The sequence below is a fragment of the Acinetobacter sp. YH12069 genome (genome assembly GCF_013419675.1).
GTDB classification, from domain to species: domain Bacteria; phylum Pseudomonadota; class Gammaproteobacteria; order Pseudomonadales; family Moraxellaceae; genus Acinetobacter; species Acinetobacter amyesii.
The window spans coordinates 87,691-99,990 of sequence record NZ_VOZS01000006.1 but is presented as its reverse complement, the minus strand read 5'-3'; the positions used below and the strand labels follow the sequence as shown (position 1 = coordinate 99,990).

Genomic DNA, 12,300 nt, shown 5'->3' with positions numbered 1-12,300 from the left:
ACGCATTAAACAATTTAATTCAATAAGTTCTTAAATGATAACAACTAAAATAAACGATAAAAATAAAAGACGAATGTATATAAATATACTTGTCACCTCAACGCCGTCCATGTCCTAAAATGACATGGAATTTCAAACCGAGCATGAAAAAATGACAAGGCATCTTTGTCTATTCAAACTCTCTAAAATCAAAGATATGGCCTAGCCAATCACAAAGATGTTGCTTAAAAACAGAGAGTATTTTCATTATTAAAAAGTAATAAAAACAACATCAGATCAAGGAACATTTATGCGATCTTTAGTAAACACGGCCAAGATGGCCTCTGTAGCTGCAGTTGCAGGCTTAGCGATGAGTATATCGGCAAGCACTCAAGCTGCGCCTAGCGCCCTCCAGGTGAAGGAAACGGCAAAATCTGACTACGCAAAAACCAAATATCCAATTTTAATGGTGCATGGTTGGCTCGGTTGGTCACGTATCGGCACTGACACCATCGGACTAGATTATTGGTACCAAATCTTGCCAGATATGGCACGAAATGGCTCAACCGTATTCGCCGCGCAATTATCTCCTGCAAACACCACAGCACATCGTGGCGAGCAGTTAATTGCACAAGTTGAAGATGTTTTGGCTATTACAGGGAAGCCAAAACTTAACTTAATCGGTCACTCTCATGGTGGTCCAACTGTATTGTATGTGGCTCAAACAAAACCACAGTACATTGCGTCTATTACAGGTGTTGCAGGGACCTATCACGGCTCTAAAGTAGCGGATGATATTCAAGGCAACTCACTTTCTCGTACTGCCTTCAATATTTTAGGTGATTATATTGTCGGCCCACTGATTGCTTTAGGTCAGGCAAAACCAGAGCTTGAAATTGATTTCGATGCTTCAATGAAATCACTATCACAAACAGGTTCTGCTACATTTAACAGTACGGTTGCAAAATCTGCTGTAGCTGACGGTGTTTTGGCGTCTTCAGAAAATTGCAGTAAGAACTTAAAGCAAGTCGACAGCAAAGGCATTCAATACTATTCATGGACCGGTGTTGCGCAAACCACGAACCTACTTGATATCGACACGATCCTGATGCAACTCGGGCCATTGTCTTATGGTAATAAAGACAATGACGGTATGGTTGCACGTTGTAGTGCTTATATCGGTAAAGTCATTAACGACAGCTACAAACTTAACCATACCGATTTAGCCAATATGATGTTCGGCTTAACGGGTCTATTTGCACAAGATCCTGTGGCACTGTACCGTCAACATGCTAACCGTTTAAAACTGCAAGGACTTTAATTTTTATCGTTGACGTTTCAATTCACTAAGGGGGCTTCGGCCCTCTTATTTACTTTTATCAATCTGAAGTTCTTGATCTTTTATTTTGTTACATTTAGCGGCGCAGTTAATCTTTTTCAATTTGCAACAGGTGATCTTTATTGCTTTATTAGAAGTGACAATAAATATTGTCATAAAACAATAATACATTGAGGATCGCTCATGAAATACGGACCATTTTTAGCAGGTTTAATTGCAGCTACATTCATCGGTAATGTATCTGCATCGCAAGCAACCCAAGTCACCGCCAAAGCTAGTTCTAGCTATGCAAAGACCAAATATCCAATCGTATTTAACCATGGTATGGGTGGTTTCATTACCGTCGGTACGGACTCATTTGGACTCGACTATTGGTATCAAATCCTGCCTGATCTTGCCCGCAATGGTGCAAATGTCTGGGCAACGCGCGTATCGCCGTTTAACTCCACCGAAGTACGTGGCGAACAGCTTCTACAACAAGTCCTTGAAATCCGAGCACTCACTGGTGCGGATAAGGTGAATTTGATTGGACATAGCCATGGTGGGCCAACAATTCGTTATGTTGCCGGTGTTCGCCCAGATGTAGTTGCTTCATTAACCAGTGTTGCAGGACCTCATCAAGGCTCCCCTGTTGCAGACTTAATTTTAAAAGCTGAAGGCACCGCTGTCGAAGCACCCTTAGTCGGAGCTGTGAATTTTGTCTCTAAAGCCATTGTTTGGGCGCAAGGTCTAGATCCAACGACTTATCCTCATGACGCATTGGCAGGTGGTTCAAGTTTAACGCTAGCGGGTTCTGCAAAGTATAACTCCGCATTCCCTCTGGGCTTGCCTAAATCCAATTGCGCTGATGGCAATAGCGTTGAGAAAGGCATTTATAACTATTCATTTACAGGTGTGGGCCAAATCACCAATATTTTAGATTTAGACTCAGCACTAAAAGTGACCGCATTACTGATCGATGGCGGAAAAGACAATGATGGCCTCGTATCACGCTGTAGTGCCAAATTTGGTAAAACCATTCGTGATAACTACAACTGGAACCATTTAGATGAAGTCAACCAAGTGCTTGGTCTCAAAGCGTTGTTCGCACCAGATCCTGTCGATGTTTATCGTCAACATGCCAATCGTTTAAAACTTCAAGGTTTATAATTTAGTAAAGCTATACATTAAACCCTGTAAATTCAGGGTTTAATGATATTTTCATTAATCAATGTACAAAATATCTTTCATTCTATCGATTAGTTCTCACATTTTTCTTTCCTTTTTTATAATCCTTAATGACAATAAAAATTGTCAGATAGGCAATTTTGTCTATTTCCAAACTAAACTGAATCAAAGTTTGAAAACCAAAACAAAAAGAAAGGAATGAAAAATTGCTCTGTGCCACGCTCCTTGCAAGTATGGCAGTGACCCAAACGCATGCTGCATTGGGTATACAGCAAGCGACCACTAAAAAAGTCATCGACAATTATGCTGAAACCAAATACCCCCTAGTGTTTGTACACGGGATGTTTGGTTTTAATCGCTTAGGCGGTGCCGTTTTTGGTCTAGATTATTGGTATCAAGTTCTCCCTGATTTAGCAAGCCATAAGGCTACGGCCTTTGCTACACAAATCTCCCCGTTGGAGTCCATTGAAGTTCGCGGTGAACAACTGTTAGACCAAGTTGAACAAGTGGTTGCGATTACTGGCAAACCTAAAGTGAATTTAATTGGTCACTCACATGGTGGCCCTACGGCTCGATATATTGCGGGTGTACGACCTGATTTGGTTGCCTCTGTCAGTACGGTCGCAGGAACCAATGACGGTTCACCTGTGGCAGATTTAGTACAGAGTGTCCCGATTTTAAATGGCGTATTAGCGACTGTTATGGATGCCTTAATGACCCCAGTGATTAACTTCGCCCAGCAGTCTAACCTCCCTTCAAATTTTAAAGCTTCGATCTACAGTATGTCTCAACCGGGTGTGAAAGCCTTTAACGCAAAATTTCCACTCGGTATGCCTGCAACCAAATGTGTTGATGGCTCAAGTGTTGCCAATGGCATTAGCTTCTATTCATGGACAGGTATATCTAACACCACCAACTTACTTGATCCAGATACGATCTTTACTGCAATGGAGCCAATTGCATTTAGCGGACAACCGAACGACGGCTTAGTGAGCCAATGTAGCAGTAAATTGGGTAAAACCGTCCGTGATAATTATAAGTGGAACCATTTCGATGAAGTTAATCAAGTATTGGGCTTGAAGGGACTATTTGCACCAGACCCTGTTTCAGTCTACCGTCAACATGCCAATCGTTTGAAACTTCAAGGTTTATAACTTTCTTTCATGCATAAAAAAATGCGCCTAAAGGCGCATTTTTTTACAGCGTTGTAAAACAAATTATTTTGCTTTACGAGCTGGTAATTTTTCACGAATACGTGCAGCTTTACCAGACAATTCACGTAGGTAGTAAAGTTTAGCACGACGAACGTCACCACGACGTTTCACTTCGATACCAGCAACGATTGGTGAGTGAGTTTGGAATACACGCTCAACACCGAAACCGCTAGAAATTTTACGTACTGTGAACGCAGAGTTCAAACCACGGTTTTTCTTAGCAATTACAACACCTTCAAATGCCTGAAGACGTTCACGCTCACCTTCTTTTACTTTTACTTGAACAACTACTGTGTCACCAGGAGCAAAAGCAGGGATGTCTTGTTTCAACTGTGCATTTTCAACAGCTTGTACTAAAGGATGTTTACCGCTCATGGGGTATCTCCGATTATGCGAGTTAGAAGAGGTCTAATCATCGCTGGGGCTAGAGGCTAAAGCGCATAGACCCGATTGACTTTCCCTTTATGCTTGACCGCTTCAATGCATAAAGAGCCTAATATAAGATTTAAAAAATTTAAACCTTGGAATCTTTTAGCCATTTCTTTTGCTGCTTGGTCAATTCAACTTTTTCAACCAACTCAGGTCGGCGTTCTAAAGTGCGTTGATATCGCTGCAAAAACCGCCATTTCTCAATATTGGCATGATGTCCCGATTTTAATACTTCAGGAACATCTAAACCTTCAAAATGGTCTGGCTTGGTATATTGTGGGCAATCTAAAAGACCATCCACAAATGAGTCTTGCACATGTGATTGCTCATCAGACATTGCACCCGGAAGTCTCCGAATCACACTATCCAATAAAACCATCGCAGGGAGTTCACCACCAGATAAAACGTAATCGCCTATTGACCATTCCTGATCAACATATTGTTGGATCAAACGCTCATCTACACCTTCATAACGACCACACAATACAATCAAACCATCATATTTGACGAAATCTTGTACCGCAGGTTCATTTAAGGTCTTTCCTTGCGGCGACATATACACCACAGGGACATGAACAGCACCCGCTTGCTTGGCAAGCTCTTTGGCACGATGAATTGCTTTCGCTAATGGCTCAGCCATCATCACCATACCTGGACCACCACCAAATGGACGTTCATCCACTCTTTTGTAGTTGCCCTCAGCAAATTCGCGTGGATTGATACAATGAACTTGCACAATGTCACGTTTTGCTGCGCGCCCGCTAATACCGTAGGCTGTAATCGCTTCAAACATTTCAGGAAAAAGCGTAATGACTGCAAAAAACATCGCAGACTCCTCTATTTTCCTGCTGCGTCAATCCTTAAAGGATTAATAATCTACGCCCCAATTTACGTAGATACGACCAGCTTCGAGATCAACACGCTGTACCACATCTTTATGCCATGGAATCATTCGCTCTTCGCTATCGACGCTGTCAGCAGTAGCGCGAACTACCATAACGTCGTTAGCACCTGTTTCAAACAATTCGTGGATTTGACCGAGGTTGACTTCTTGCTCATCTTCTCCAAGACCTAACACTGTTAAGCCCTTCAAATCTGACCAGTAATACTCGTCCACGCCTGCTTGAGGCAGTTGCGATTTAGAGATCCAGATATTTGCGCCAACCAAGTTATCTGCCGCGGTACGATCACTCACACCTTTTAGCGAAACAACCAAGCCTTTGCCATGTGGTTTCCAACGTTTTACATCTACTGTTTGCCAACCTGCTTTGGTCTCAATGTACCAAGGGAGGTAGTCAAAAATATTGCTCATAGGTTCTGTATTGGAATAGACCCAGAGCCACCCATTTAATCCATATGCTGAACGTAGCTGTCCAATCTGAATACGATCTTCGGGAACATTCTGTGTTGGTGTCATGGGTAACCTACTACTAATTAAGCAGTAGCTGCAGCTTTCTTAGCTTCAGCAGCTAAAGAAGCAACACGTTCTGAAGGTTGAGCACCTTGTGAAACCCAGTGAGCAAAACGGTCAGCATCTAAACGAAGTTTTTCTGCTTTACCTTGAGCTGTAGGGTTGAAGAAACCGATACGTTCGATGAAACGACCGTCACGTGCATTACGGCTATCAGTCACAATGATTTGATAGAACGGACGTTTTTTAGCACCACCGCGTGCAAGACGAATAACAACCATGATAGAACCTTATAGTTTTTACGGATTATCCCTGTACCGACCATCGATACATTTCAAACCCCTTTCATAGAGGGCAATATTTTACGTGAAATTTGCCCTGAATGAAAGATCAAAAAGTGTTTATCCACAATTTTGAATTTGAGGTTATTTACCGTCCCAGTTAGAGGTGGCAGATGGAGTACAAGCAGTACCAGAATTATCTGTACCAACAGTCCAACACCGCTCACCTTTATAATTTAGTGCAATATGCCCATCAAGGTGCTGAGTTGAAGTTGCAATTGGTGTAGCAACTAATAACCACCTTTCTGAACCTAAGGGTGAGGATGTATCAATAACTCCACTATCATCAAGCCATTGCAGTTCTAACATATACAAAGGATTGCCCTGAATCGGGTATGTAGTCTTAATACCAATATCAGTCATAGTTGCACCTGTTACCTTAAAATTAGCAATTTTAAAGCGCTGAATTTGTGCAGCAACTTGCAACATATTTGCTTGCATATCAGTACGTTTAGTTTTTTTCACATATTGAAGATATGAGGGATATGCAAATGCTGCAAGTATTCCAACTATCGCAACAACAATCATCAATTCAACAAGTGTAAAGCCATTTTTTCTTACCATGACTCTGCTCCGGAACAATCAAAACCTATTGTCTTCCCTTGCTTAAAACACTGTACACCCGTGCTTGTGACTACATAACTATTATTTCTCTCATCAGTTGATGTAGCCATAATTGCCCAACTTTGCCCGGTAGAAGATGAATTACTTAAAGTATTTGCTGTATTCGCTCCATCTCGAACACTAATATTATATTTAATATCAGTGCCCGTCGCACCATTAGGCACAACCAACAAATTGGATGAAGCATTAAAATTTAAATAATTAAAATTACGCGTTTTATGCTTCTCCAAATCCACAGCGATTTGTTTCATCGTTTGTTGTGCTTGCGATGCTAAAGATTTTCTTGCATAAGCTTGATAACTAGGAATAGCAATAGCTGCAAGTATTGCAATGATGACAACGACAACCATCAACTCAATTAAAGTAAAACCTTTTTGAGCCAATAACGTATTTTTGTTATACATACCGCCCACCTATTGTAACTTGGCATACCAACGCTGAGGAATTAAACAAATCCTACTCGCTTCACCTGGATTACCACCCATACCATTATAAATAGTTCGAGCCCCAGTACTTAAACAATAATTGTTTTCACTACCGCCAGTTCCACCACCATTTCCACCACCATTTCCACCGCCAGTTCCACTACCAGACCCGTCATCAACACTGACAACTGTGCCTGTATGAATACCTACACCTATTTCATCTTTACCATACCATTCAGTACCAAATTTTGTTTTATCACACTGACCATATGGCAAACATAAACGCGAAAGATAACTTTCACCTTTGACACCAGCACCACAATCTCCAGAAATACCTGGACGGGAACCATCAAAAGTAGTTACGTAAAGTACGTAATTCATTGCGATTGGGGTGCCAAATACCTTCTCACTTTGAAATTTGTAGTTATTACATGAGTCTGAACCAGAACAGTTTTTATATTCATAATACCAACCTTTTGTCGAAGCATAAGGTGCTTTAAGCGTAGTATCATCCTTACGATCCTCATCCGTAATCGCAACAAGATTTGTTCTTATAATATCTTGTGTACTATATGCAGATAATGACATCAAATTTTTATTAGCAACATCTTTATCATAAACATTATAAACCGCTTCATAATCTGCACCTGAGGCATAATCCTGCAACGGCTTACTTCTATTTCCAGAGCCAATACTGATAAGTGCAAAAACATCACCTTGGTCACTATATAATGAAAATGCTGGCATATCATAAAAACGTGGACTCATCCCACCAGTTTTACTCAAATTCAGTAATCGAACAGGCTTTTTAACAATATTGCCTAGAGCCGTTGCTTTATTGTCTAAATCAACCCTAAATACTTGACCACCCAAATCTCCAAAGTAAATATTATCAATGAGTTCATCACCGTCGCGATCAACAGTTCGGATCTCACTAACAACACTATTAATCATTGTTGATACATTAGATGCTAAAGGTACTGCTGTACTAGTTGTAGCACTCGCACTCGACCACCATAATAAATCACCATTTTGTGCATCAAACATATAAACACCAGCCCCTTTTGCTGGAGCAGAGCTTGTCGGTGCATATTTAGGGCATTCATAACCTACATTTTTGGAAGTCGTATCTGTACCAGTATTACATGCTGTTGTCCCAGTTTTTGCATCATAACCACCACCAACAAACATTACTTGCTTACGAGTCGTTTTTCCTGTTGAGTCCTTCCAATTAATCCAACCAATTGCTGGTTTAGACCAACTTTGTCCCATATGTTGAAGTTGATTAAATGACTTTGACGAATTATTGTAGAAAACTTTTTGCTTTTCTGGATCTATATGGAACTTCAGCTTTGGATCGCTCATATTTTGCAGATCTAGCGCATAGTAACTATTTCCGCCCATACGCAGCCCACCATAAACCATCTGTCTGCCTTTTTGTGTTCCCTTTCCAGAACCAACGGTCAGGTAACCATTATCATCTACCACATATTCAGTATAAGCCGTCCACGGCCCGTCTATACCATAATAAAGATTATTAACACCGCCATTTGTAGAATCATATTTTAGAAAAGCATTTTTTTGCTTTTCAATCATTTCATTTGGCACAAATGTAAATACTTCATCACCACCTGCATCAGAACTTCCAGATCCATTTTTATCACCAACTACAATATCGCCATTTTCTAAACGTTGTTTTCCAGCTTTAACGACATGTAAAACACCTTGTGTAGTACCAAATAAAATGTAATCTTCACGCCCCTCAGAACTGAGTCGCTTAACATCTTTATCGTATGCAATTTTACCCTTATTCGTAATTAATAAAGGAGATGAGTGCATTACTGCACCGATTTGGCGTAACTCTTTATTTAAAGTTGTTGATGTTGGGTTGTTTAAATCATTTACGTTATAGCCAAGCAAAGCCATAAGATAACTATTATTTGCATTATCGGCTTTATAGACACTATTTGTTAGATCAGCCCGAGTGACCTGTCTAAGTTTAGTCCCACCACTCCAAACACCTGAATTTACATCTCGATTTGTTAATACTTTACGTTGCTCTTTAGTGTTATCACTCGCACTAAACCCTAATTTTAGTTGAGAAAACACTCCTCCACGCAATGCAAACTTAGTGCTGCCCTCTGTAAACTCATCACTTTCTTTATTTGCGTCAACAACTGATGCGGCCCACAGATCATAATTATTTTTAATCGCACCATCATCATCCAAAATTTTATTTTTATTTTTATCTTTTAATACACCGTCAATGACTGCATATTTTTTTAAATTACCGGCCCAAAGTTGAAAGCTTTTCTCTGGGGTTGGTTGAAATTGAGGATAATATGCAAAATTTTGAATAACTGATGGATTTAAAGCGTCTTGCGGAACAGAAGGTGAGCCCGTCGTAACAGTTGGTATTGCCACTCCTAAGTCACCTAAAAAGGCATTAACACTATTTACAATATCCTCAGAACTTTTTCCCGAATACCACCCACCCTCACCAATAATTCCTAACTTAGCCGCATTCTTTTGGTTCGTACTAGCATTGGAAGCATCCACCGCTGCCAAATTTTCAGCACGAGTTTTAGCCTTATCAAAACTTGGTACAGAGTTAAAAGAATTACCAAACCCAACCATCGCAGTTTTAATTTTTAAATTAACTGGATTTTTAGTCGGGTCTAATAATGTCTCAGCCAGCTGATGACTACATGCCCAAGTGCTATTATCCGTACATGTAAAAGCATTACCATAAGCACCCAGTGCCTTTTTCATAAGAGCTCTAGGACTGCTATCATTTACAGGGTCACCGTCAGTCAAAATATAGACACCTTGACCACTACATTTTTTTATTGCATCTGTTTGCACTAGTGATGCAGGCTTTTGGTATTTATTTGTCGCAGCATTTTTTGTTGTATCATCTGAATAAGCGTAACCACTTCCAGTTGTGCCAGAAGTTGTCTCCCCCATTAAATATGCTATAGCTTCACTGTATGAACGAGAGGTTGGTGTATTAGTAGAAGCTGTAAGACTATTTACTTGATCGATCAAAATTTGCCTATGGGTTTTCCCATTATTAGGCATATTAAAACAACCAACCGCACCATATACGCAGTCTAACCGTCTTGCTGGAACTAATACTGCACCAGTATTATAATTATTATTATTATACTTAGCCCCTAAAGTGGAGATACCAATTACCTTATCGTCACTAATTGGCAATATTTTTTTTGTTGTATTCCCTTGCAATAAATCGGTCATTGCAATTTTTAAACGTTGAATCCTACTTCCTGTTGTTCCTGAATCAGAATTACCCATACTGCCCGAAATATCAAGCACAAACATCAAGGTAATATCACCCGACTTGGCCTCCTGATAAATATCAATATCACTTGCTTGCGCTACACTTGATGCTACTAGACCCGTATAAATTGCTGCGATACTGGTCGCAAGAATTTTCTGACGATAGGATTTTTTTATCGCATTCTGTTCAATCTTTTTCATCTTTTCTTACTCCCAAATCACGTAAAATCTTGTGCAATCACATACTCAGTCGCATGTGAAGTATATGGAACATTTAACCCCGACAAACATTCCGTCACACTTTTAGTTGGATCATCCTCGATGGGATCAACTTTAGATGGTTTTGTCGTACCATCAGGTATGGAAACTTCATTCATTCTTGCATTAAAACAAGTATCAATTTTCGAGCGATCTGCTGTGCTGAGCGCAGGCATAATCGAAACAGCGAACACTTTCACTGGTTTACTTTTTTCAAACTTCACACCCTTTTCATCAGAACCGAACTGCATTCCATAAAATGGATCCGCATCAGACTGAGTTGAATATTTCACAGCAACTTGAGTAATAACAGCCTTACGACCACTCGTAAAAAAGTTGCTTGTAGCAGATGTTGATGTACTGCAATAACCATCCATTCCCATTGCATTTGCTGTTGGTTTTGACTGTCCACCTTCCCATTGCATAATGCTGGCACGATTAATATCAAAAAAGTCCGCCTTATCACCTCTATAGCAAAATACTAATTCTTTATCTTTATTTTCAGCCCCACTGATATAACCAAACATTCCACTCGTGGTTAAACTTTGAATTAAGTTCTCTTCTTTTTCCACGCTAAAAAAAGCTGAATCAGCATTTTGTAAAAGTAATTGTTGAGCTTGGCTGTTTGTAGCAATGCTTAAACCCACTACACTATTTTTTATAGCTAATGTCCCGATTACAGTTATCGCCAATAAAAGTACCAATACAACAATCAAGGTTGCACCATTTTGATTTTTCATTTTCCTCGCTCCCCAAACGTGTTACGTAACGCAATCGTTTGCGAAACAACTTGTCTTACGTACTTAGAAGATGAATTAGTTGTTGGCGTTTTAACAACGACAGTTTGATCCAAAATTTTAAACTCTTGATCATCCTTAAAAGCAGAATCACTCCCAACACTTTGAGTCGAACGGCCTAATAACCCTAACTGAACAGATAAAATTCGTGGTTTAGGCTCTTCTGTTAAATCCATATATTTTTCTTGAGAAATATATTCATAACCATTTTTCGTATGAATCCCAAATAAAACCCGAAAGTGGTCAACTCGTTTCATTATAATTTCACCCTGACCACCAAAATCAGTTAATACTGTTGGATTGACGTCTGCAGAAGCGCTATTTTTATAAGACTCCCAATACCACCCTGCATCACAAGCTAAAGAAAGTGATTCATTTGGTTCAGTACCTTTATCGGTATCTTCCCTTAAGAAATAGCGCTGTACAATAATTCGCTTTGCAGGTTCTGTTTTTAAAAATTCAATTTTATTACCTTCACAATCGTATCCCCCAAACCACATATCATCTGATGTAACTGTTGTTCCTTTATCATCTGTGACATATTGAGGTTTGTATTGAATAACTAATTGATCACTAGACACATCACCCGACTCACAACCATTATCTATTACATCAGCACAAGAGACATTAGATGAATGAATCCCACTAGATGTCAAAAAAGATTCCGCCGTATTAGCGCCTATTAATGTTGGATATAAATTACTAAATACTTTTTTGGGTACGGTATCAGTTGCAGGAATAGTTCGTGCATTTGCAGCAGATGTAAATACTATTCCTCCATATGTTGTTTCGTCATTTATGATGGATTTAATATTGTTTAAATTAGTAGATCTAATTTCGTCAGTAATATAATTCAAACCAAAAGTGGTATTATCCTGCAAATTAGCCATACCTTGTTGTAAAGCATAACTTTTTTGAGCCGTAATAAACATCAATATTGCTGCAGCAGAAACAATCAAACCCAATGCTAATGCAATCATTAACTCAATTAATGTAAAACCATGTTGAAGTTTCAT

General features: G+C 39.6%; 12 protein-coding genes. 3 read left to right on the top strand and 9 right to left on the bottom strand.

What is annotated here, in order from left to right; all coding sequences use genetic code 11:
* The first annotated feature begins 289 nt into the window (after window positions 1-289).
* The 3 genes from FTU16_RS05480 to FTU16_RS05470 all read left to right on the top strand — a co-directional run bounded on the left by FTU16_RS05480 (window position 290) and on the right by FTU16_RS05470 (window position 3,639).
* Window positions 290-1,300 carry a triacylglycerol lipase gene (locus FTU16_RS05480; RefSeq protein WP_180055419.1) on the top strand — a complete coding sequence of 337 codons (1,011 nt, stop codon included), beginning with the start codon at window positions 290-292 and terminating at the stop codon, window positions 1,298-1,300.
* Window positions 1,301-1,501: 201 nt separating this feature from the next.
* Window positions 1,502-2,467, top strand: coding sequence for a triacylglycerol lipase (locus FTU16_RS05475; protein ID WP_180162868.1), 966 nt, complete (start codon window positions 1,502-1,504; stop codon window positions 2,465-2,467).
* Window positions 2,468-2,718: 251 nt separating this feature from the next.
* Complete coding sequence (locus tag FTU16_RS05470) at window positions 2,719-3,639, top strand: triacylglycerol lipase (protein ID WP_180162907.1); 921 nt, start codon at window positions 2,719-2,721, stop codon at window positions 3,637-3,639.
* A 63-nt stretch (window positions 3,640-3,702) separates the two neighbouring features.
* Here the strand turns inward: FTU16_RS05470 and rplS are convergent, their stop codons facing one another.
* The 9 genes from rplS to FTU16_RS05425 all read right to left on the bottom strand — a co-directional run bounded on the left by rplS (window position 3,703) and on the right by FTU16_RS05425 (window position 12,300).
* A complete protein-coding gene (gene rplS, locus FTU16_RS05465; RefSeq protein ID WP_078189351.1) occupies window positions 3,703-4,074 on the bottom strand; it encodes a 50S ribosomal protein L19 in 372 nt (123 codons plus the stop codon).
* 139 nt (window positions 4,075-4,213) lie between these two features.
* Window positions 4,214-4,954 (bottom strand): tRNA (guanosine(37)-N1)-methyltransferase TrmD, encoded by a 741-nt coding sequence (gene trmD, locus FTU16_RS05460; RefSeq protein ID WP_180004770.1) that lies wholly within the window; start codon window positions 4,952-4,954, stop codon window positions 4,214-4,216.
* Between the two features lie 42 nt (window positions 4,955-4,996).
* Window positions 4,997-5,545, bottom strand: a complete 549-nt coding sequence (gene rimM, locus FTU16_RS05455; protein ID WP_078189353.1) for a ribosome maturation factor RimM — start codon at window positions 5,543-5,545, stop codon at window positions 4,997-4,999.
* Between the two features lie 17 nt (window positions 5,546-5,562).
* Complete coding sequence (rpsP, locus tag FTU16_RS05450) at window positions 5,563-5,820, bottom strand: 30S ribosomal protein S16 (RefSeq protein ID WP_078189354.1); 258 nt, start codon at window positions 5,818-5,820, stop codon at window positions 5,563-5,565.
* Between the two features lie 144 nt (window positions 5,821-5,964).
* Window positions 5,965-6,444 (bottom strand): type IV pilin protein, encoded by a 480-nt coding sequence (locus FTU16_RS05445; RefSeq protein WP_180024306.1) that lies wholly within the window; start codon window positions 6,442-6,444, stop codon window positions 5,965-5,967.
* Window positions 6,438-6,908, bottom strand: coding sequence for a type IV pilin protein (locus FTU16_RS05440; protein WP_180162867.1), 471 nt, complete (start codon window positions 6,906-6,908; stop codon window positions 6,438-6,440). The genes FTU16_RS05445 and FTU16_RS05440 overlap by 7 nt, the downstream gene beginning before the upstream one ends.
* A gap of 9 nt (window positions 6,909-6,917) precedes the next feature.
* Window positions 6,918-10,430 (bottom strand): hypothetical protein, encoded by a 3,513-nt coding sequence (locus FTU16_RS05435; protein WP_180162866.1) that lies wholly within the window; start codon window positions 10,428-10,430, stop codon window positions 6,918-6,920.
* A 17-nt stretch (window positions 10,431-10,447) separates the two neighbouring features.
* Complete coding sequence (locus FTU16_RS05430; protein WP_180055423.1) at window positions 10,448-11,227, bottom strand: PilX N-terminal domain-containing pilus assembly protein; 780 nt, start codon at window positions 11,225-11,227, stop codon at window positions 10,448-10,450.
* Window positions 11,224-12,300: a PilW family protein gene (locus FTU16_RS05425; RefSeq protein WP_180162865.1), complete on the bottom strand. Its 1,077-nt coding sequence runs from the start codon at window positions 12,298-12,300 to the stop codon at window positions 11,224-11,226. Before FTU16_RS05425 ends, FTU16_RS05430 begins: the two co-directional genes overlap by 4 nt.